Here is a 19942-nt window from a genome sequence, read left to right as displayed (position 1 = left end):
CGGCTGCGGTGCCAGTCAGGGCGTGGCCGCCGGTGGGTTCGAGAAAGCCCACACGTACGAGGCGAGCAGCTTGATCTGCGCCTCGGTCAGGCGCCCTTCCTGCGCGGGCATCACGTTGTGCTTTCCCTCGTTGATCATCTGCACGATGGCCGCCTCGCCGTAGCCATGCAGCCAGATCTTGTCGTTCAGGCGGGGCGCGCCCAGGGCCTCGTTGCCCACGCCGCCGATGCCGTGGCAGGCCGCACAAGCGGTGAATTTCGGCTTGCCCAGCCCAGCCCGCAGCGAGTCGTGCGGCTCGCCCGACAGGCTCAGCACGTAGTTGGCGACGTTCTTCACGTCGTCCGGCGTGCCCACCGCCGCCGCCATGGGCGGCATCGTGCCGACCCGGCCCTTGGTGATGGTCTCGACAATCTTGTCGGGCGCACCGCCGTGCAGCCAGTCCTTGTCCGTGAGGTTCGGAAAGCCCTTGCTGCCGCGCGCGTCGGAGCCATGGCACTGCGCGCAGTTGTTCATGAACAGCCGCTCGCCGATGGCCCTGGCCTGCGGGTCTCGCGCAACCTCTTCCGCCGGCAGGGTCGCATACCTGTCGTACACCGGCGCCAGTTCGCGCGTGGCCCGGGCGACCTCGGCGTCGTACTCGGCGCGCGAGGTCCAGTCGGACTGCCCCTTGAAGCTGCCGAGTCCCGGAAAGATCGCCAGGTACGCCAGGCCGAACGCGATGGTCAGCACGAAGAGGCCCACCCACCACAGCGGCAGCGGGTTGTTGGCCTCGCGCAGATCCTCGTCCCACACATGGCCCGTGGTGTTGTCCGCGTCGGCCGCTACGCGCTTGCGTGCCGTGAGCCACAGCAGCAGCACGCAGCCGGCGATGCTCAGCAGCGAGAGCACCGCGACGTAGTCGGACCAGAAATGACTGATGAAGTCGCTCATCTCGGTTCTCCGTTCAGTCCTGCTCGAAAGGCAGGCGTGCGGCTTCCTCGAAGCCCTTCGCGTTGCGCCGTGCGCAGGCCCACGCGACGATGCCGATGAAGACGATGAAGCAGGCGACGGTGGCGCCGACGCGCAGGGTGGTGATGTCGATCATGTGTTCAGTCCTCGCTACTTGAGCGCCAGGCCCAGCGATTGCAGGTAGGCCACGGTGGCCTCCATCTCGGTCTTGCCCTTCACCTCGTCTGAGGCCTTGGCGATCTCCTCGTCGGTGTAGGGCACGCCCACGCTGCGCAGCGCGCGCATGTGGCTGGGCGGTGCATCGGCGTCGATTGCACTCTTCTCCAGCCATGAATAGGCCGGCATGTTCGACTCGGGCACCAGGTCGCGCGGATTGTTCAGGTGGATGCGGTGCCACTCGTCGCTGTACTTTCCGCCCACGCGCTGCAGGTCGGGGCCGGTGCGCTTGCTGCCCCACTGGAACGGATGGTCGTAGACGAATTCGCCGGCCACCGAATAGTGGCCGTAGCGCAGCGTCTCCGAGCGGAAGGGCCGGATCATCTGCGAGTGGCAGTTGTAGCAGCCCTCGCGCAGGTAGACGTCGCGCCCGGCCAGCTGCAGCGGCGTGAGCGGCTTCACGCCCTGCACCGCCTCGGTGGTCGACTTCTGGAAGAAGAGCGGCACGATCTCCACCAGGCCGCCCACGGCCACGACGAAGAGGATCAGCACAATCATCAGCAGGTTGTTGGTTTCGACCTTCTCGTGCGTGAAGCCCGTGGTCTTCGGTGTGTTCGGAGTGTTCGGATTCATCGTGCGTCCTCAGGCGTGGGCCATGGCGGCGGGCGGGATCTCGGCGCGCACCGAGCGGCCCGAGATGACAGTCATCCAGACGTTCCAGGCCATCACCAGCATCCCCGAGAGGTACAGCAGCCCGCCCAGCGCCCGCACCACGTAGAACGGGAAGGTCGCCTTCACGCTCTCCACGAAGGTGTAGGTGAGCGTGCCGTCGGGATTGATGGCGCGCCACATCAGGCCCTGCATCACGCCGGCGATCCACATGGCGGCGATGTACAGCACGATGCCGACGGTGGCGATCCAGAAGTGCGCCTCGATGGCCTTCACGCTGTACATGGTGGTGCGGCCGTACATGCGCGGGATCAGGTAGTACAGCGAGCCCATGGTGATGAAGCCCACCCAGCCCAGCGCCCCGGAGTGCACGTGGCCGATGGTCCAGTCGGTGTAGTGGCTCAGGGCGTTGACGGTCTTGATGGACATCATCGGCCCCTCGAAGGTCGACATGCCGTAGAACGACAGCGAGACGATCAGGAAACGCAGGATCGGGTCGGTGCGCAGCTTGTGCCAGGCGCCCGAGAGCGTCATCAGGCCGTTGATCATGCCGCCCCAGCTCGGCGCCAGCAGGATCAGCGAGAACACCATGCCCAGCGACTGCGTCCAGTCGGGCAGCGCGGTGTAGTGCAGGTGGTGCGGACCGGCCCACATGTAGGTGAAGATCAGCGCCCAGAAGTGCACGATCGAGAGCCGGTACGAGTACACCGGCCGGCCCGCCTGCTTGGGGATGTAGTAGTACATCATTCCCAGGAAGCCGGCCGTGAGGAAGAAGCCCACCGCGTTGTGGCCGTACCACCACTGCACCATCGCGTCCTGCACGCCCGCGTAGGCCGAGTAGCTCTTCATCCAGCCGGCGGGCACCTCGGCGCTGTTGACGATGTGCAGCAGCGCCACCGCGATGATGAAGGCTCCGAAGAACCAGTTGGCCACGTAGATGTGGCGCACCTTGCGCATGCCGATGGTGCCGAAGAACACGATGGCGTAGGCCACCCAGACCACGGCGATCAGCAGGTCGATGGGCCATTCGAGTTCGGCGTATTCCTTGCCGCTGGTGTAGCCCATGGGCAGGCTGATGGCGGCCGCCACGATGACCAGTTGCCAGCCCCAGAACACGAAGGACGCGAGCGCCGGCGCGAACAGCCGGACCTGGCAGGTGCGCTGCACCACGTGAAAGCTGGTGGCCATCAGGGCGCAGCCGCCGAACGCGAAGATCACCGCATTGGTGTGCAGCGGGCGAAGCCGGCCGTAGCTCAGCCAGGGAATGCCGAGGTTGAGCTCGGGCCAGGCCAGCTGCGACGCGATGACCACGCCGACCAGCATGCCGACCACTCCCCAGACCACCGACATGAGCGCGAACTGCCGCACGACGGTGTCGTCGTAGCTGGCCGCGGGTGGGTTCGTTGTTTGCATCGTGATGCCCTCGAATGATTTGCGGGCAGTGTCCCTGCGGGCCCGCCCGGTCGGGTTGATGCAGATCAATCGTTTCGCAGGATGCGGTCGCCTTCGACCTCGATGTCCTCGAACTGGCCGCGCTCGACGGCCCACCACAGCCCGCCGAGGATGGCGAGCACGAGCACCACGGACAGCGGCACGAGGAGGAAGAGAATGTCCATCAGCCCACCGCCCTCTTCACGTCGGCACCCGGTGCGGCCAGCCGCGCCGCGTTCAGCACGACCACCAGCGAGCTCGCGGCCATACCCAGGCCGGCGAGCCACGCGGGCAGCCAGCCCGCCACCGCCAGCGGTACGCACAGCGCGTTGTAGGCCGCGGCCCAGAACAGGTTCTGCCGCACTACGCGCAGCGTGCGGCGAGCCTGCGCGATGGCCCTTGGCACAGCCGACAGCGCGCCGCCAGGCACCACGAAGTCGGCACGCGAGCGCGACAGCGGAACCGCATCGCCAAAGGCGAACGAGGCGTTGGCGCGCGCCAGGCTCGGGCCATCGTTGAGCCCGTCGCCGACCATGGCCACCTCGCGGCCCGCGGCTTGCAACTGCCAAAGCACTTCGAGCTTGTCTTCGGGCGTGCAGTCGCCCTGCGCCGCGGCAATGCCGGCATGCGCCGCAACGGCGCGCACCGCCGCGTCGCGGTCGCCCGACAGCAGGCGCACCGCGATGCCCTGTTCCTTGAGCGCAGCCACGGCTTCGGCTGCATCGGGGCGCAGTTCCTCCGCCAGGACGAAGCTCGCGAGCCAGCCCTGGTCGTCGCTCATGTGGATCTGCGGCGCATCGACCTGCAATGCGGGCACGTCGCAGAAGGCCGCGGCGCCGAGGCGCAGCGGATGCGCAGTGCGGTCGCTTCCGCTGCTGCGGACAACGTGGGCTTCGATGCCCTGCCCTGCCGTCTCCGCCAGGTGCAGCACCTTCCAGTCGGGCAGCGCGCGGAATTGGGCTTGCCATGCGCTGGCGAGCGCGCGCGCGGCCGGATGCAGCGACTGCGCCCCGAGCGCCGCGCCGATCTCCAGCGCATCGCCGGGCATCAGCCCGCGCCGGCAGTACACGCGCTCCAGCCGCGGCGTGCCGCCGGTGAGCGTGCCGGTCTTGTCGAACACCACCGTGTCGACGGAAGCCAGTGCTTCGAGCGCCTGCAGGTTCGAGGCCAGCACGCCGCCGCGCGCCAGCGCGCCCGCGCTCGCCAGCATGGCGGCCGGCGTGGCCAGCGACAGCGCGCAGGGGCAGGTAACGATCAGCACGGCCACGGCCACCATCAGCGCCCGTCCCGGGTCGATGTGCCACCACACCAGCGCGGCGGCCGCCGCAGCGGCCAGCACAGCCCAGAGGAAGGGCCGCGCCACGCGGTCGGCCAGTTGCGCGAGCCGCGGCTTGCCCAGGGCGGCTCCGTCCATCAGCCGCACGATCTGCGCGAAGCGCGTGCCCTCGCCCACCGACTCGATGCGCACCTGCACCAGGACCCCGAGGTTGTGGCTGCCCGCCAGCACGCGGCTGCCGCACGGACGAGGCACGGGACGAGACTCGCCTGTGAGCAGGGCCTCGTCGGCGCAGGTGTCGCCCTCGGTCACCACGCCGTCGGCCGGAAAGGCCTCACCCGGTCGTACGCGCACCACGTCTCCCACGGCAAGGCGCCGCACCGTCACGCGCACCCATCCGCCATTGGCCTCCAGGCGCTCCACGCTGTCGGGCAGCCGGTGCATCAGCGCTTCGAGCGCGCCCGCCGTTCGGTTGCGCAGCCGCGCCTCGAGCCAGCGGCCGGTGAGCAGGAAGAAGACGAACATCGTCAGCGAATCGAAATAGACCTCGTGCCCCAGCGGCCCCGCGCGATCGAAGGTTGCCGCGCTGCTGACGGCGAAGGTGATCAGCACGCCGAAGGCCACGGGCAGGTCCATGCCGATGCGGCCGATGCGCAGGTCGCGCCATGCGCTTCGGAAGAAGGGTCCGCAGGAGAAGAGAACCACCGGCAGCGTCAGCACCCAGGAGGCCCAGCGCAGGAGTTGCGCCGCATCGGCGCTCATGTCGCCGGGGCGCGCGATGTAGGCCGGGTAGGCGTACATCATCACCTGCATCATGCACAGGCCCGAGACCAGCCAGCGCCACAGGGCCAGCCGCGATTCGCGCTCGCGCAGGGCACTCGCGGACCGGTCGCCGCCCGGCAGCAGCGCGTAGCCTGCCTTCGCGCAGGCCTCGAACCAGCGCGACGGCCGGGTCACGGCCGGCGACCACACGATGCGCGCGCGCCGGCTCGCCGCGTTGACCTGCACGTCGCTCACGCCGGGCACCTGGCGCAGCGCGGCCTCGACGGTGAAGGCGCAGGCCGCGCAGTGCATGCCCTCGACCACCACCTGTGATTCCCAGCAGCCGTCGGCCGCGTCCAGTGGGCGGCCGAAGCCGGGCCATTCGCCGGGGTCGTCCAGCACCTGCCATGCCTCGTCGACAGGGGAAGGAAGCGATGGGATCGGGGCGTACTGGGGGGCGAGCGCGGCATTCATCGGGCGAGGCTAAGGGCGGTGCCTCGCAAGCCGTTTGATCTGCGTCAAGCCCGCCGGCCCGGGTGTGCCTAACCTCGGCAGCACGCCTCCCGGAGATTCCCATGTTCAAACGCATCCTCGTCGCCACCGACGGGTCCGCTCTTTCCAGGAAGGCCGTCAAGAGCGCGATCGCGCTGGCGGCCCAGAACGACGCGGACCTGGTCGCGCTGACCGTCGTTCCCCGCTATCCGAAGAGTTTCTTCGAGGGGTCGATGTCGTTCTCGGCCGAAGACATTGGCCGCATCGAGAAGCAGTGGGCGGACAAGGCGCAGGCGACGCTCGACGCCGTTCGCGACCGGGCGCTGGCACAGGGCGTGCGCATCAGGACGGCCCAGGCCAGCTCCGACCTCGTCGCCGAATCGATCATTGCGGCCGCGAAGAAGAACAGGAGCGATCTCATCGTGATGGCGTCGCACGGGCGCAAGGGCATCAAGCGCCTCTTGCTGGGAAGTGAAACCCAGCAGGTCCTGACGCGCTCGCTGCTGCCGGTGCTGGTGTTGCGGTAGCAGGCCCCGTGCCGATCGGCGAGGAGCCGAAAAAAGCCCGGCATGCCGGGCTTTTTCTCGATCGATGCTGCCGCTAGGTGGCCCGCCGAATCCGCTGATGCGCAGGGGCGATGCTCGCGCTGCGCTGCGGCGAGAAGGTCCAGTTCTTGTTCTTCCGGACCACGGAAGCGACTTCGGCTTCGTCCGCGTCCACGAGGATCGTGCCCGGCAGCCGGTCCACCACCTTGGCGGCCTTGAGCGCGGATCAGGACGTGGCCACGTAGTCCGGATATTGCCGGCAGATCTCGTCCACCGCGCTGAGCGTGCCCGACAGGTGCCGGCGCAATGCCGCTTGCGCCGCCGCCGGGTCCCTTGCCTCGATGCCGCGCACGATGGCGCGGTGGTCGCGCAGGATCGCCTCGGTCTTGCCGGCGGTGGGCAGGTGCAGGCGGCGCAGCCTGTCGACGTGGCCCGAGACACGCCCTACCAGTTCCCACAGGCTGGCGACGCCGCCAGCCTCGTACATCAGGTGATGGAAGGCGCGGTCGGCGCCGACGAAATCGCCGTAGCGCCGTGCCGTCGACAACGCCGCCTGCTGCGCGATGACGGCCTTCATCTGCTCGACCAGCCCCGCCGGCGGCTCCAGCGCGAGCTGGTGCACCAGCTCCAGCTCGATCGAGCGGCGCAGGAAATGCGCCTCCCGGGCCGCCGCGATGTCGATGCGGCTGACCAGCGTGGCGTGCTGCGGGAACACGTCCACCAGCCCTTCCTCGTTGAGCCGCAGCAGCGCTTCGCGCACCGGGGTCTGGCTCACGCCGAAGCGGTCGGCCAGTTCCTGCCGCGCCAGCACGGTACCCGGCACCAGGTCCAGCGAGAGGATGGCGTCGCGCAGCTTCTCCGTCACCTGCGGCGCGGCGAGGCGGGTGCGGTCGAGTCGAAATTTGGGAAGTGCACTCATCGGGCCGGATTGTGGCATTGACGTACTAATATATTAGTGTTTTAATCCCGCCGACATTGCCCCGCCGCGCCTTGCGCCCACAGAGACAACCCCCATGAAACGCCACTACGAATCCCTGCGCAGCGCACGCTGGTTCGCACCCGACGACTTCCGTTCCTTCGGCCACCGCTCGCGCGTGCTGCAGATGGGCTACAGCCACGCCGACTGGATGGGCAAGCCGCTCATTGCCATCCTCAACACCTGGAGCGATGCCAACCAGTGCCACTCGCACTTCAAGCAGCGGGTGGAGGACGTCAAGCGCGGCATCCTGCAGGCCGGTGGCTTCCCGCTCGAGCTGCCGGCTATCTCGCTGTCGGAAAGCATGGTCAAGCCCACCACCATGCTCTATCGCAACTTCCTGGCCATGGAAACGGAAGAGCTGCTGCGCAGCCACCCGGTGGACGGCGCGGTGCTGATGGGCGGCTGCGACAAGACCACGCCCGGCCTCACGATGGGCGCGATCAGCATGGGCATTCCCTTCATCTACCTGCCCGCCGGCCCCATGCTGCGCGGCAACTGGAAGGGCAAGGTGCTGGGCTCGGGCTCCGACGCCTTCAAGTACTGGGACGAGCGCCGCGCCGGCCGGCTGAGCGACCAGGCCTGGGCGGAGATGGAAGCAGGCATCGCGCGCAGCCACGGCACCTGCATGACCATGGGCACCGCGGCCACCATGATGGGCATCGCCGAGGCCGTCGGACTGACCCTGCCGGGCGCCTCCAGCATTCCCGCGGCCGACGCCAACCACATCCGCATGAGCGCCGACTGCGGCCGCCGCATCGTCGACATGGTGTGGGAAGACTGGACGCCCGCGAAGATGCTCACGCGCGCCAGCTTCGAGAACGGCATCGCCTGCGCGATGGCCATGGGCTGCAGCACCAACGCCATCGTCCACCTGATCGCGATGTCACGCCGCGCCGGCCATGCAGTGAGCCTGGACGCCTTCGACGACTTCAGCCGCCGCGTGCCCGTCATCGCCAACATCCGCCCCAGCGGCGACGCCTACCTGATGGAAGACTTCTTCTACGCCGGCGGCCTGCCGGCGATGCTGGAGCGCATCCGCGGCCACCTGAAGACCGAAGCGCTGACGGTCAACGGCCGCACCCTCGGCGAGAACATCGCGGGCGCCGAGGTCTACAACGACGACGTCATCCGGCCGCTCGCCAACCCCATCTACGCCGAAGGCGCGCTGGCCGTGCTGCGCGGCAACCTCGCGCCCGACGGCGTCGTGATCAAGCCCAGCGCCTGCGCGCCGCACCTGCTGCGGCACACCGGCCGCGCACTGGTGTTCGACGACTATCCATCGCTCAAGAAGGCGGTCGACGACCCCGAACTCGACGTGACGGCCGACGACATCCTGGTGCTGCGCAACGCCGGCCCGCGTGGCGCCGGCATGCCCGAGTGGGGCATGCTGCCGATTCCCACCAAGCTGCTCAGGCAGGGCGTGACAGACATGCTGCGCCTGTCCGACGCACGCATGAGCGGCACCAGCTACGGCGGCTGCCTGCTGCACTGCTCGCCCGAGGCGGCCATCGGCGGCCCGCTGGCACTGGTGAAGACCGGCGACCGCATCACCGTGGATGTGCCCGCACGGCGCCTCCACCTCGACGTCGACGACGCGGAACTGGCTCGCCGCAGGGCCGCATGGACGCCGCCGCCGCCGCGCTACGAGCGCGGCTACGGCTGGATGTTCGGCCGCCACATCAAGCAGGCCAACGAAGGCTGCGACTTCGACTTCCTCGAAACCGGCTTCGGCAAGCCGGTGCCCGAGCCCGACATCTTCTGATCCGACTGCCCTCCCCTTTTTTAATTTCGAGAACGGAGACAACACGTGAATCCCGCCACCCGCGACCTGCTCATGAAGGTGAGCACCGCCACCCTGTGCACCGCCCTGTTCAAGCGCGGCCTGCGCAACCAGTTCATCCAGGAGGTGCGACCGCTCGACGCCGACTTGCCGAACATGGTGGGCGAAGCCTTCACGCTGCGCTACATGCCGGCGCGCGAAGACCTGAACCAGATCAGCGTTTTTCTCGACCGCGACCATCCGCAGCGCAAGGCGGTGGAGCAATGCCCCGAAGGCGCCGTGCTGGTGATCGACAGCCGAAAAGATGCGCGTGCCGCATCGGCCGGCGGCATTCTGGTCACGCGGCTGATGAAGCGTGGCGTGGCCGGCGTGGTCACGGACGGGGGCTTCCGCGACAGCCCCGACATTGCCAAGCTGGGTTTCCCGGCCTACCACCGCCGCCCGAGCGCGCCGACCAACCTCACGCTGCACCAGGCCATCGACATCAACGTGCCCATCGGCTGCGGCGACGCGCCGGTGTTCCCCGGCGACGTGATCGTGGGCGACGCGGAGGGCGTGATCGTCATTCCGGCCCACATGGCCGACGAGATCGCCGCCGAAGCGACCGAGATGACCGCCTTCGAGGACTTCGTGCAGGAAAAGGTGCTCGAAGGCCGCTCCATCCTCGGCCTGTATCCGCCCACCGAGGAACAAAGCCGCACCGACTTCGTGTCCTGGCGCAGCGCCCGCGGCCGCTGAAGCCCTTTCTCTTTCCCCAATTCCCGAGGAGACAAATCCATGAAATTCATCCGTGGCGCCGCGGCGCTGTTCCTGGCTGCGCTCGTCCCCGTGGCCACCTGGGCCCAGGCCTCCGATTGGCCGGCCGCCAAGCCGATCGTCTACGTCGTGCCCTTCACCGCCGGCGGATCCACCGATATCGTGGCGCGCACGCTGGCCCAGAAGCTGGGCGACAGCCTCAAGCAGTCGGTGGTGGTCGACAACAAGCCCGGCCAGGCCGGCGGCATCGGCGCGGCCTATGTCGCCAAGGCCAAGCCCGATGGCTACACGCTGCTTGGCGGCACCATCAGCACGCACGCCATCAACGCGAGCCTGTACAAGAACCTGCCCTACGACCCAATGAAGGACTTCGAGCCCGTCTCGCTGGTCGCGCGCCTGCCCAACGTGCTGATCGTCAACAGCCAGCTCGGCGTGAACTCGGTGGCCGAACTGGTGGCACTGCTGAAGAAAGACGAGAGCAAGCGCACCTTTGCCTCTTCCGGCGCCGGCACCTCCACCCACCTGGCCGGCGAGATGTTCGGCGACCTCATCGGCGTGAAGCTCACCCACGTGCCGTACAAGGGCACGCCGCCGGCCATGACCGACGTGGCCGCTGGGCTGGTGCCCTTCATGTTCGACCAGGTGACGGCCGCACTGCCGCTGGTGAAGAGCGGCAAGCTCAAGCTGCTGGCCGTGACCACGGGCAAGCGCATCGCCCTGACGCCCGAGCTGCCGACCATGATCGAATCGGGCATTCCCGGCTTCGAGATGTCGTCGTGGCAGGCCGTGTACGCACCCAAGGGCACGCCCAAGCCGATCGTCCAGCGCCTGAATGCCGAAATCGTCAAGGCGCTCAAGCAGCCCGACGTGCAGGCCCGGCTCTCGGACCAGTTGGCGATGGAGATCGTGGGAAGTACGCCGGAAGAACTGCGTGATCACATGGCCAGGGAGATTCCGCGCTGGGCCGCACTGGTGAAGAAATCGGGCGCCGTGGCCGACTGACCACCTTCTGCCTTCGGCCCGCCATTCAGCAAAACGATCCAGATCGGCAAAAAGTGGTCCAAAGCTTTCACATGGGTGCAGTTGCACAGGACAATAGCGTAATACCCGTGGTCGGCGGCCAGCGCCGCTGCCCCTTTTCGAACCGCACCTTCAGGAATAATCGCTCGCCTCCATGGAACACCGGCTGGACTGGGCCCTTGCCGCCTGCGCTCGCATTCTTCGTCCGGTGGTCCGGCTGGCCCTCGCCATGGGGGTCAAGCATCCGCACCTCGAGGAACTGCTGCGCGACCTGCTGATCGAGGAAGCACAGCGAACCTGGCGCAGCCAGGGCGTGCCCAAGCCCAACCTGAGCCAGCTTTCGGTGACCACCGGCCTGAACCGCAAGGCAGTGACCGCCAAGGTACGGGCCACCGTCGATCCCCTGCCCCACACCGAGCTGTCGGCAGCGGCCAAGACTTTCACGTTGTGGCTGCAGATGCTGACCCAGGACGACTCCTTCCGGCGCCTGCCCATCACCACCGGCAATGCCGCCCCCTCCTTCGAGACCGTGGCGCGCATGAGCAGCCGCGGCAACGTGCACCACCGCACCATCCTCGACGAACTGGTGCGCCTGAACATGGTGACCGAGGACGAAGGCGTGGTCGAACTCACGACCGACGGCTTCGTGCCCGTGCAGAACCTCCAGTCCATGCTCGCCTTCCTCGGTGACAACGGCCGCGACCATCTGCTGGCGGCTGTCTCCAACACACTGGGCGAGGAGCCCAGGATGCTCGAGCGCGCGGTGTACGCGCGCGGGCTGACGCTGCAGGAATGCGAGCAGATCCAGCGCCTCGCGCGGGAGCGCTGGGCGACCCTGCACCACGAACTGGCGCAGGAAATGACGCGGGCGGTCGACAGCGCCCCCGCCGGTGCCAAGGCGCGCATCCGCGTCGGCATCTACACCTATTACGAAGACGAGAGCGCGCCTGCGCCGCCCCGTCCCCCTGAAAGCGAGCCCCCGCGATGAACAACATCAAGAAACCCCACCGGCTCATGCTCGGTCTTTTGTACGTCGCCCTCGTGGCCCTGCTGCTGTCCTGCGGCGGGGGTGGAGACGGTGCCAGCGGCGGCTCGGTGGCGGGCGTTAGCAGCAGTGCGGCCGGCACGGCGACCGCGGGCGCAGGCGCAGACGCCGCGGCCGGAACGAGCACCGGAACCGGCACAGGTGCCACCGGCGACGCATCCGGAACGGGCAGCGGCACCGGCGGCGACACGAGCACCGCCAGCAACGGCAGCACCGACGGCTCCGGCGTGGGTTCGGGCGGCACCGGCGTGACTGCCGACGCCGCCGGCATCGGCGCGGCGGACGGCCTGGGCAGCATCATCCTCAACGGGCTGCGCTACAACACCGACAGCGCCGCCATCACCATCGAGGACGCCACCGAACTGCAGATCGGCATCAGTGCACGCGTTGCCGGCAAGGTCGACGCGGACTTCACCAGCGGCGTCGCCACCCAGGTCGTGTCGGCCGCGGAACTGCGCGGTGCGGTCTCGGCCATCGACATCCCCGCCGGCAGCTTCGTCGTGATGGGCACCATCGTGAGCATCGACTCGGCCACCGTCTGGGCCGGCGCGAGCGGGCTGGCCGACGTCGTCTCGGGCAGCATCGTGCAGGTGTGGGGCCTGCCCGGTGCGCCGGGCACCCTGCGCGCCACCCGGATTCAGGTCGCTCCAACCCTGAGCGCCCCTCTGGTCACAGGCACCGTGGAGAACATCGATAGCGCGCGCAAGACCTTCATGCTCGGGCAGCTGACGATCGATTTCGGCGCGGCTGCGTTCACGGGCCTGGACGCATCGTCGCTCGCCAACGGGACCATCGTGCGCGTCCGGGGCACCGCCGCGCCGTTCGCGAACCTGTTCGTGGCCACGAAGGTGGAGGGCTGGTATGCCGTTCCGGTGAGCAACGGCATCGCTGTCCAGCTGGCGGGCGTCATCACCGACTTCGCTTCGCGCGGCTCGTTCAAGGTTCTGGGCACGCCGGTCGATGCGACCAACGCGCTGATCACGGGCGGACCCGTGGGCTCGCTCGGCAATGGCGTGAAGGTCGAAGTCGACGGCTTCATGTCCGGCGGCGTGCTTGTGGTGAAGAAACTGCGCATCCGCAACATTCCGGGCACCGGCGGCCCGGCCTCGTTCACGCTGATCGGCGCCATCGGCGTATATCACTCTTCGGCCGACTTCAAGGTCAACGGCCAACTGGTGGATGCTAGCGGTAGCGGCGTCGTGTTCGAGTACGGCACCGCCACGAACCTGGCCACCGGCCGGCGCGTGACCGTGGTGGGAGACCGGGTGGTCAACGATGTGCTCATCGCGCAACGGGTGACGTTCACGCCTTGACCCATCGAGCGCCCGCGACGATGGACGCCCTCTCGATTCACGCCCCAGCCTTCCCGCCTATCGACAAGGCCGGTCGGTTGCTGTACAACAAAACGCCTAAAGTGAAAAAATCACATTTAAGGCGCCAATGCCCTATCTCCGTCGTGACGAACGGCATACATGCAGCCACGGCTTTCCGTCCGTGGTTTCGTCACGCGTCCTGAAGGGGTTTGCGGGAGGCGGCGCAGTCCAGGTGCTTCGACGGGGAAACCCGCTCGCATCCCCTCCCCATGTCTCGATGCGCACATCCAGTGCGGACAGGAGCATGTATGCCGCTCACCCTCCTCCTTCGGCTTCTTCACGAGAGATTTCCGGTGACGCTTACAGCCGAGCCGGACATCAGGCACGCCGCGGTTCTGCTTGCGACCGGACTTGTCGAAGCCGAATTCCATCTGGATGACCTTGGCTACCAAAAGTACGAGAGTGCCGTGGTGTTCACCATCACGGACGAAGGGCACGCGGAGATCGCTGGCCTTCGCTCCAGCCGCGCTGCAGCGGCCGACGGTCCGAAGTGGCCCCTCATGCCGCTCGACTACCTGCGCAAGATCGGAAACTCGGTCTTCCCCCTGCGCACCGACGATCCGGCAGAAATCAACTCGGTGGCCGTACTGAATGCTGCTGGCATGGTGGAAGCCACGCTTCCCCCGCCCTGCCGCGCCAGGCAAACCCAGCAGAAGTTCAGGCAGGCGGTCATCCTGCGGGTGACTCCCCTGGGGCAGACTGCGCTGGTCGCGCGGCGGACCTGAATCCGCGCGCTCGACAGCGGCTTCGCTGTTTCGCACGGGAAAGGTACCTGCAATCAGCGCGCTTTTTTGCTGATCGGCGGAGCCGCTCCCCCGGCAGCGGTCTGAAAAACCCTTCAGACCCACAATTGAAACCATACGTAACAAACGTCACGATGTGACGAAAGGTTTCAATTTGCATTGTCTTCGACTACGAAAGTAGTAATGTGAAACCTTCACACACATCGCTCGCCCTCTTTCCATGCTCACACGCACCACTGCCCCCGACGTCGACGCGAGCATTGCTGCGGATGCGCTCATGGTGGCCCGCATGCGCCTCGTGCTGTCTTTTGCGGCGCTGCTCGCCGTCGCCGTCGACGCGGGTGACCACCGGCAGCAGGTTTCGGGGGCGGTCTGGTTGGCCTTTTCCGGTTACATCCTGCATAGCCTGCTGGTGTACGGGTGCACCCGCATCGGCCGCCCGTATTTCCAGGGCAAGGCCATCCACTGGTCCGACGTGCTGTGGTTCACGCTGATCGTGTTCGTGACCGACGGCGTCCAGAGCCTTTTCTTCCTGTTCTACTTTTTCGCGATCCTGACCTCCTCGTTCCGCTGGGGCTTCGAGGAAGGCGCCCGTGTAACTATTGCATCGGTCGCCTCTTTTGCAGCCTGCGGCCTCGCCACCAGCACTGGCGACGACACGCCGCAGCTGCTGATGCGCGCGACGTTCCTGCTGGCCCTGGGGCACATGATCGTGCACTGGGGCGGCTCCAAGCTGGCCCTGCAGCGGCGCCTGGCACTCCTGGGCGATGTCAGCCAGCTGTCCAACCCGCGGTTCGGCGCAGGCCGCACCATCGCCCGCACGATGGAAAAGACGCTGGCCTTCTTCCGGGCGAGCCACTGCATCCTCCTGACGCGCGACACCTCCACCGGCGACTGGATCCTGCGCACGCTGCGCAAGGACGACGCCTGCGAACACGTCAGCGTCGAGACGATCGGGCGCATCGCCGAGTCGCCGCTCATGGCGCTGGCACCGGAGCTCACCGTGGTCAGCAGCCGCATGCCCTGGCCCCTGAGCCGCCTGTGGCCACAAAGCCATGCCCTCGAAGCCGGCGCGAGCGGCTGGCGCGTCGAGGACGAGGAAGGCGCGCAGCGCTGCGCCGCCGTGGCCGCCATGCTGGAGGCCCGCAGCTTCATCAGCGCTCCGCTGCCGATGCGGCTGGGCGAGGGCCGGGTCTTCGTGTCATCCGGCGACGGGCTGTTCAACAAGTCCGACGCCCTGTTCCTGGCACACCTCATGGAGCAGATCTTCCCGGTCATCGAGACCATCGAAGTGCTCGACCGGATGGCCTCCGAAGCCGCCTCCGCGGAGCGCCTGAAGATCGCGCTGGACCTGCACGACACGGCCGTGCAGCCCTACATCGGCCTGCGGATGGGCCTGTGCGCACTGCTCAAGAAGGCCACCACCGACAACCCGCTGCGCGAGGATCTCGACAAGCTCGCAAGCGTGGCCGACGGCGTGATCGCGGACCTGCGCCGCTATGCCGGCGCGGTCAAGCACGGCGCGAACAGCCCCTGCGGGCTCGTGCTGCCCCACCTGCATCGCCAGGCCGAGCGCATCAAGGGGCTCTACGGCATAGAGATCGCCGTCGCCGTGGATGGCCAGGTCCTGCTGGACGACCGTATGACTGCGGAAGTCCTGCAAATGGTCGGCGAAGGGCTGAACAACATTTGCAAGCACACTCACGCGCACCACGGCAGCATCCGCCTCGGCTGCAAGAACGGGCGGCTGCACCTGCGCATCGAGAACGAAGCCTGCGAAGAGGGTTTCACGAAATTCCGCCCCCGTTCCATCACCGAACGCGCCGCCGCCCTCGGCGGGCGGGCGCAGGTCCGCCAGTGCATCAGCGGCGGCACCGCGGTGGTGGTGGAAATTCCCATCTGAAAAAAGACAAGACCAGGAGCCTGTCATGCAACCCGCTGCCCATTCCATCGGCGTTCTGCTCGTTGACGACCACCAGACGATGCTGTGGGGCCTGTCCAGGCTGATCGACGGGGAGCAACCGCGCATGAAGGTGGTCGGCACCGCCAGCAGCTGCGAAGACGCCGTGGCGACGGCGGCAAGCCTCGCGCCCGACGTCGTCGTGCTCGACCTGGACCTGGACGGCCATTGCGCCATCGACATCCTGCCCAGCCTACTGTCGAACGAGGTGTCGCGCGTCTTCGTGCTCACCGCAGAGCGCGAACAGCGCATGCTCGACCTTGCCGTGCTGCACGGCGCCCGCGGCGTCATGCGCAAGGACGCTTCGGCACAGCAAGTCCTCGAGACCATCGAACGCGTCTACAACGGCGAGCTTTGCGTCGATCCGCAGACCATGGGCCGCGTCTTCTCCCAGCTGACCTCGGCGAAGAAGCCGCCGAAGGCCGACCCCGAAGCCGCCAAGCTGGCCAGCCTGACGCAGAAGGAGCGCGAGATCATCCGCGTCGTGGTTGCGGGCAGCGGTGCCTCGAACAAGGCGCTGGCCGCAAAGCTCTTCGTCACCGAGCACACGCTGCGCAACCATCTCACCTCGATCTACCAGAAGCTCGGCGTGACGAACCGCCTCGAGCTGTACATCCACGCGGTGAAGCATCAGCTCGACGCGGCGGCTGTCGCGCACTGAGCCGCCGCCGCGCCGGGTTGCCCCGGCACTCAAGACCCGCTCAACATCGGCCCGATCATCCGGATGATGCGGATGACCGCCGGCGTGAGGATGACCATCGAAATGCAGGGAAAGATGCACAGCACCAGCGGCAGCAGCATCTTGGTCGGCACCTTGGCCGCCTGTTCTTCCGCGCGAACCTGCCGCTTGTGGCGCAGGTCCTCGGAGAACACGCGCAGCGATTCTCCGATGCTGGTGCCGAAGCGGTCCGACTGCGTCAGCATGGTCGCGAAGGTGCCGATCTCCTCCACGCCCGTGCGCAGCGCCAGGTTGCGCAGCGACTTCTCGCGCGTGCTGCCGGCACGCATTTCCAGGTTGGTCCAGTGCAGTTCCTGTGCGAGGGCCGCGCTCTTGACCTGAATTTCCTCCGTGACCTTGGCCAGGCCGGCGTCCAGGCCGAGCCCGGCCTCGACGCACACGAGCATCAGATCGGCGGCGTCGGGAAAGTTCTCGAATATCTCGCGGCGGCGCGCGCGGATGAGCAGGCGCAGCACCAGATTGGGCAGGTAGCAGCCGGTCAGCGCCGCCACCGCGAGCCACAACATCATCACCGTGCCCTCCGCCGCACCCGTCGCCCGCATTCCCACAAACGTAAGCGCGGCAAAACCCAGAGGCAGCAGCGTCTTCATGCCGAAGTAGACGAGATAGGCGTCCGGGTAGCGGATACCGGCGTTCAGGAACCGCACGCGCAGCGGCGACAGGTCGGCGTCACTGGTGGGCGACGACAACTGCGCGAAGGGGCCGACCAGCCGGACGGCGGTTTCGGTCCATGCCGACTTGCCGGCCGACGGCGCCACCGCCTGCAGGCGCTGCTCTGTGCGCGTTGGAGACAACCAGGCCGCCAAGCCGACGATGGCCAGCGACACGGCGAGGAAGACGAGGATGGGAAACAGCATGGTCATGGCTCTTCTCCTTCAAACGCGAATCTTCACGATCTTGCGCAGGATCACGATGCCCACGAGCATCAGTGCCAGCATGTACTTGACGACCGTCTGCCCGATCGGGTCCGTCCACAACGGGGACATGAATTCGGGGTTGAACACGTTCATGAGAGCCCCCAGCGCGAAGGGCATCAGGCCCAGGATCCAGGCCGACAGGCGCCCTTCTGACGACAGCACACGCACTCGCGCGAGCAGCTTGAGCCGTTCGCGGATGAGCCGGCTCAGATTACCCAGCACCTCTGTCAGGTTGCCGCCGGAGTCGCGCTGGATGAGCACCGCCACCACGAAGTAGCGCAGGTCGGTGAGCGGCACACGCTCGCTGAGATTGGTCAGCGCCTGCTGCAGCGAAACGCCGAAGTTGACCTCGTCGGCGACCATGCGGAACTCGCTGGCGATCGGGTCGGCCATTTCCTCGCCGATCATCTGCAGGCCGCTCGCGAACGAGTGCCCGGCGCGTAAGGCGCGCGTCACCAGGTCCAGCGCTTCTGGAAGCTGCTTCTCCATGCGAGCCAGCCTGCGACTGCGCTGGCGCTGCAGGTACATCACCGGAAGCATCGCCGCACCGATCCCGACAGCGATCGCCAGCAGCACCGGTTGGCGTGCCATCCACACTGTTGCGAAGAACGCGAACACGCCCAGTGCTCCGCACGCCAGCAGGAAACTGGAAACCGTCCAGTCCAGCCCCGCCTGCAGGATGAAGCGGTCCAGCCGGTGCGCCCGCGGCAGCGTCAGCAGCATGCGCTGCAGCCATGGCACTTCGCTGAGCATGCGCTCCTTGGCCAGGTGGGCCTGCGGCGTGCGGTCGCTCGCTGCAGAAAACGCCTGCAGCCGCTTCTCGATCTTGCGCGCCTCGGGCCCCTTGTAGGAGCGCCACAGCAGGTACAGGCCCTCGATCATCAGCAGCACGGTCACGAAGACCAGCACGGCCGCAGTGATGAGCGCATTGCCGCCCAGGTTGTTGAACATGATCGCCTCCTATTCGTAGTGCTTGCCCGGCTCGAACATGGTGTCGGGCAGATCCACGCCGTAGGCATGCAGCCGCTCCGCGAACTTCGGCCTGACGCCCGTCGCCTGGAAATGGCCGCGCACCAGGCCGTCGGGACCCATGCCGGTCTGGTGGAAGGTAAAGATCTCCTGCATGGTGACCACCTCCCCTTCCATGCCGGTGATCTCCTGGATGCTGGTGACCTTGCGCCGCCCGTCGACCAGCCGCAGGACCTGGACGACCACCGTGATGGCCGAGGCGATCTGCTGGCGCACGGTGCGGTGCGGCAGGTTCAGGTTCGCCATGCCGATCATGTTCTCCAGCCGCGCCAGCGCATCGCGCGGCGTGTTGGCGTGGATGGTGGTGAGCGAGCCTTCGTGGCCGGTGTTCATCGCCTGCAGCATGTCGACCGCTTCAGCGCCGCGCACTTCGCCGATCACGATACGGTCGGGCCGCATACGCAGCGCATTGCGCACCAGCGCACGCTGTGTGATCTCTCCCTTGCCCTCGATGTTCATCGGCCGCGTCTCCATGCGCGCCACGTGCGGCTGCTGCAGCTGGAGCTCCGCGGCGTCCTCGATGGTGATGATGCGCTCGGTCGGCGGAATGAACCCCGAGAGGATGTTCAGCAACGTGGTCTTGCCTGCGCCCGTGCCGCCGGAGATGAGCATGTTCACCTTCGCCTGGGCCAGCCCCTCGAGCATCTGCGCCATTGGCGGCGTCAGCGTCTTGAGCTCGTTCACGAGGTTCTCCATGCGCAGCGGAATCTTCGCGAAGCGCCGGATCGACATCATCGGCCCGTCGAGCGCCACCGGCGCAATGACCGCGTTGACGCGCGAACCGTCGGGCAGCCGCGCATCGACCATGGGGCTGGACTCGTCGATGCGCCGCCCCACCAGCGAGACGATCTTGTCGATGATGCGCAGCAGGTGCTTCTCGTCGGTGAAGCTCACGTTGGTCAGCTCCAGCCGGCCCCGCCGCTCGACATAGATCTGCTCGTGCGAGTTGATCAGGATGTCCGAGACCGACGGGTCCGCCATCAGCAGCTCGATCGGCCCGAAACCGAGCATCTCGTGTTGGATGTCGCGGATCAGCGTGCGGCGCTCGATGTCGTTGAGCGCCTCGGGTTCTTCCTGCAGCAGCCGCCCGACCATGGTCGAGATTTCCTGGCGCAGTACGTCGGGCTTCAGGGTTTCGAGCGCCGCGAGGTCGAAGCGATCGAGCAGCTTCAGGTGCATGCGCTCCTTCAGCAGCTTGTAGGCGTCCGACGCAAAGGGCGAGGCGGTCAGGTCGGCGGCGTGGGCCGCATGCCCGTGGTCGGGGTCGGTCTCGACCGCATTGAGCTGTTCTCTGAATGACATGGGAACCTGCCTTGCTGTTG

General features: G+C 67.3%; 19 protein-coding genes. 9 read left to right on the top strand and 10 right to left on the bottom strand.

Annotated elements, in window-relative coordinates; all coding sequences use genetic code 11:
• Positions 1–15: 15 nt before the first annotated feature.
• From ccoP to ACCD11_RS01325, 6 genes are all read right to left on the bottom strand, one after another.
• A complete protein-coding gene (gene ccoP, locus ACCD11_RS01350) occupies positions 16–930 on the bottom strand; it encodes a cytochrome-c oxidase, cbb3-type subunit III (protein ID WP_413311882.1) in 915 nt (304 codons plus the stop codon).
• A gap of 13 nt (positions 931–943) precedes the next feature.
• On the bottom strand, positions 944–1084 hold the full coding sequence (locus ACCD11_RS01345; protein WP_007832039.1) for a cbb3-type cytochrome oxidase subunit 3: 141 nt from the start codon (positions 1082–1084) through the stop codon (positions 944–946).
• A 14-nt stretch (positions 1085–1098) separates the two neighbouring features.
• Positions 1099–1737: a cytochrome-c oxidase, cbb3-type subunit II gene (gene ccoO, locus ACCD11_RS01340; RefSeq protein WP_413311881.1), complete on the bottom strand. Its 639-nt coding sequence runs from the start codon at positions 1735–1737 to the stop codon at positions 1099–1101.
• Between the two features lie 9 nt (positions 1738–1746).
• Entirely contained in the window at positions 1747–3186 is a 1440-nt protein-coding gene (ccoN, locus tag ACCD11_RS01335; protein WP_007832041.1) for a cytochrome-c oxidase, cbb3-type subunit I, read from the bottom strand.
• Between the two features lie 65 nt (positions 3187–3251).
• Complete coding sequence (ccoS, locus tag ACCD11_RS01330; protein WP_007832042.1) at positions 3252–3389, bottom strand: cbb3-type cytochrome oxidase assembly protein CcoS; 138 nt, start codon at positions 3387–3389, stop codon at positions 3252–3254.
• Complete coding sequence (locus tag ACCD11_RS01325; protein WP_413311879.1) at positions 3389–5716, bottom strand: heavy metal translocating P-type ATPase; 2328 nt, start codon at positions 5714–5716, stop codon at positions 3389–3391. Before ACCD11_RS01325 ends, ccoS begins: the two co-directional genes overlap by 1 nt.
• Before the next feature lie 101 nt (positions 5717–5817).
• Here ACCD11_RS01325 and ACCD11_RS01320 point away from each other — a divergent pair, with 101 nt between their 5' ends.
• On the top strand, positions 5818–6261 hold the full coding sequence (locus ACCD11_RS01320) for a universal stress protein (protein WP_007832046.1): 444 nt from the start codon (positions 5818–5820) through the stop codon (positions 6259–6261).
• A 244-nt stretch (positions 6262–6505) separates the two neighbouring features.
• Here ACCD11_RS01320 and ACCD11_RS01315 read toward each other — a convergent pair whose 3' ends face one another.
• Entirely contained in the window at positions 6506–7198 is a 693-nt protein-coding gene (locus tag ACCD11_RS01315) for a GntR family transcriptional regulator (protein ID WP_413311877.1), read from the bottom strand.
• 94 nt (positions 7199–7292) lie between these two features.
• Here ACCD11_RS01315 and araD point away from each other — a divergent pair, with 94 nt between their 5' ends.
• The 8 genes from araD to ACCD11_RS01275 all read left to right on the top strand — a co-directional run bounded on the left by araD (position 7293) and on the right by ACCD11_RS01275 (position 16596).
• Complete coding sequence (araD, locus tag ACCD11_RS01310) at positions 7293–9020, top strand: L-arabinonate dehydratase (protein WP_413311875.1); 1728 nt, start codon at positions 7293–7295, stop codon at positions 9018–9020.
• Positions 9021–9065: 45 nt separating this feature from the next.
• Entirely contained in the window at positions 9066–9776 is a 711-nt protein-coding gene (locus ACCD11_RS01305; RefSeq protein WP_413311873.1) for a ribonuclease activity regulator RraA, read from the top strand.
• 39 nt (positions 9777–9815) lie between these two features.
• Positions 9816–10796 (top strand): Bug family tripartite tricarboxylate transporter substrate binding protein, encoded by a 981-nt coding sequence (locus ACCD11_RS01300; RefSeq protein WP_413311871.1) that lies wholly within the window; start codon positions 9816–9818, stop codon positions 10794–10796.
• 172 nt (positions 10797–10968) lie between these two features.
• Entirely contained in the window at positions 10969–11802 is an 834-nt protein-coding gene (locus ACCD11_RS01295; protein WP_007832065.1) for a DUF6502 family protein, read from the top strand.
• Positions 11799–13172 carry a DUF5666 domain-containing protein gene (locus ACCD11_RS01290; protein ID WP_413311869.1) on the top strand — a complete coding sequence of 458 codons (1374 nt, stop codon included), beginning with the start codon at positions 11799–11801 and terminating at the stop codon, positions 13170–13172. The genes ACCD11_RS01295 and ACCD11_RS01290 overlap by 4 nt, the downstream gene beginning before the upstream one ends.
• A 308-nt stretch (positions 13173–13480) precedes the next feature.
• Positions 13481–13957, top strand: a complete 477-nt coding sequence (locus tag ACCD11_RS01285) for a hypothetical protein (RefSeq protein ID WP_007832069.1) — start codon at positions 13481–13483, stop codon at positions 13955–13957.
• Between the two features lie 238 nt (positions 13958–14195).
• Positions 14196–15878 (top strand): sensor histidine kinase, encoded by a 1683-nt coding sequence (locus tag ACCD11_RS01280; protein ID WP_413311867.1) that lies wholly within the window; start codon positions 14196–14198, stop codon positions 15876–15878.
• A gap of 25 nt (positions 15879–15903) precedes the next feature.
• Positions 15904–16596, top strand: a complete 693-nt coding sequence (locus tag ACCD11_RS01275; protein ID WP_413311865.1) for a response regulator — start codon at positions 15904–15906, stop codon at positions 16594–16596.
• 29 nt (positions 16597–16625) lie between these two features.
• On the opposite strand, the gene ACCD11_RS01270 is transcribed toward ACCD11_RS01275, so the two are convergent.
• From ACCD11_RS01270 to ACCD11_RS01260, 3 genes are read right to left on the bottom strand one after another with little or no spacing between them, the layout of a single operon-like run.
• Positions 16626–17537 (bottom strand): type II secretion system F family protein, encoded by a 912-nt coding sequence (locus ACCD11_RS01270; RefSeq protein ID WP_413311864.1) that lies wholly within the window; start codon positions 17535–17537, stop codon positions 16626–16628.
• A gap of 12 nt (positions 17538–17549) precedes the next feature.
• Positions 17550–18542, bottom strand: coding sequence for a type II secretion system F family protein (locus tag ACCD11_RS01265; protein ID WP_413311862.1), 993 nt, complete (start codon positions 18540–18542; stop codon positions 17550–17552).
• Positions 18543–18551: 9 nt separating this feature from the next.
• A complete protein-coding gene (locus tag ACCD11_RS01260) occupies positions 18552–19922 on the bottom strand; it encodes a CpaF family protein (protein WP_413311860.1) in 1371 nt (456 codons plus the stop codon).
• Between the last annotated feature and the right edge of the window lie 20 nt (positions 19923–19942).

Source organism: Variovorax sp. Varisp36 (genome assembly GCF_047304235.1).
Lineage (GTDB): Bacteria > Pseudomonadota > Gammaproteobacteria > Burkholderiales > Burkholderiaceae_C > Variovorax.
The sequence above is the reverse complement of the archived record's forward strand: the minus strand, read 5'-3'. Positions and strand labels throughout refer to the sequence as shown.

Excerpts from the sequence above, each read along its gene's own strand:
- ACCD11_RS01260 (WP_413311860.1), bottom strand. The coding sequence starts at position 19,922 with ATGTCATTCAGAGAACAGCTCAATGCGGTCGAGACCGACCCCGACCAC.
- ACCD11_RS01265 (WP_413311862.1), bottom strand. The coding sequence starts at position 18,542 with ATGTTCAACAACCTGGGCGGCAATGCGCTCATCACTGCGGCCGTGCTG.
- ccoP (WP_413311882.1), bottom strand. The coding sequence starts at position 930 with ATGAGCGACTTCATCAGTCATTTCTGGTCCGACTACGTCGCGGTGCTC.
- ACCD11_RS01285 (WP_007832069.1), top strand. The coding sequence starts at position 13,481 with ATGCCGCTCACCCTCCTCCTTCGGCTTCTTCACGAGAGATTTCCGGTG.
- ACCD11_RS01295 (WP_007832065.1), top strand. The coding sequence starts at position 10,969 with ATGGAACACCGGCTGGACTGGGCCCTTGCCGCCTGCGCTCGCATTCTT.
- ACCD11_RS01345 (WP_007832039.1), bottom strand. The coding sequence starts at position 1,084 with ATGATCGACATCACCACCCTGCGCGTCGGCGCCACCGTCGCCTGCTTC.
- ccoN (WP_007832041.1), bottom strand. The coding sequence starts at position 3,186 with ATGCAAACAACGAACCCACCCGCGGCCAGCTACGACGACACCGTCGTG.
- ACCD11_RS01320 (WP_007832046.1), top strand. The coding sequence starts at position 5,818 with ATGTTCAAACGCATCCTCGTCGCCACCGACGGGTCCGCTCTTTCCAGG.
- araD (WP_413311875.1), top strand. The coding sequence starts at position 7,293 with ATGAAACGCCACTACGAATCCCTGCGCAGCGCACGCTGGTTCGCACCC.
- ACCD11_RS01300 (WP_413311871.1), top strand. The coding sequence starts at position 9,816 with ATGAAATTCATCCGTGGCGCCGCGGCGCTGTTCCTGGCTGCGCTCGTC.
- ccoS (WP_007832042.1), bottom strand. The coding sequence starts at position 3,389 with ATGGACATTCTCTTCCTCCTCGTGCCGCTGTCCGTGGTGCTCGTGCTC.
- ACCD11_RS01280 (WP_413311867.1), top strand. The coding sequence starts at position 14,196 with ATGCTCACACGCACCACTGCCCCCGACGTCGACGCGAGCATTGCTGCG.
- ACCD11_RS01270 (WP_413311864.1), bottom strand. The coding sequence starts at position 17,537 with ATGACCATGCTGTTTCCCATCCTCGTCTTCCTCGCCGTGTCGCTGGCC.
- ACCD11_RS01325 (WP_413311879.1), bottom strand. The coding sequence starts at position 5,716 with ATGAATGCCGCGCTCGCCCCCCAGTACGCCCCGATCCCATCGCTTCCT.
- ACCD11_RS01315 (WP_413311877.1), bottom strand. The coding sequence starts at position 7,198 with ATGAGTGCACTTCCCAAATTTCGACTCGACCGCACCCGCCTCGCCGCG.
- ccoO (WP_413311881.1), bottom strand. The coding sequence starts at position 1,737 with ATGAATCCGAACACTCCGAACACACCGAAGACCACGGGCTTCACGCAC.
- ACCD11_RS01275 (WP_413311865.1), top strand. The coding sequence starts at position 15,904 with ATGCAACCCGCTGCCCATTCCATCGGCGTTCTGCTCGTTGACGACCAC.
- ACCD11_RS01290 (WP_413311869.1), top strand. The coding sequence starts at position 11,799 with ATGAACAACATCAAGAAACCCCACCGGCTCATGCTCGGTCTTTTGTAC.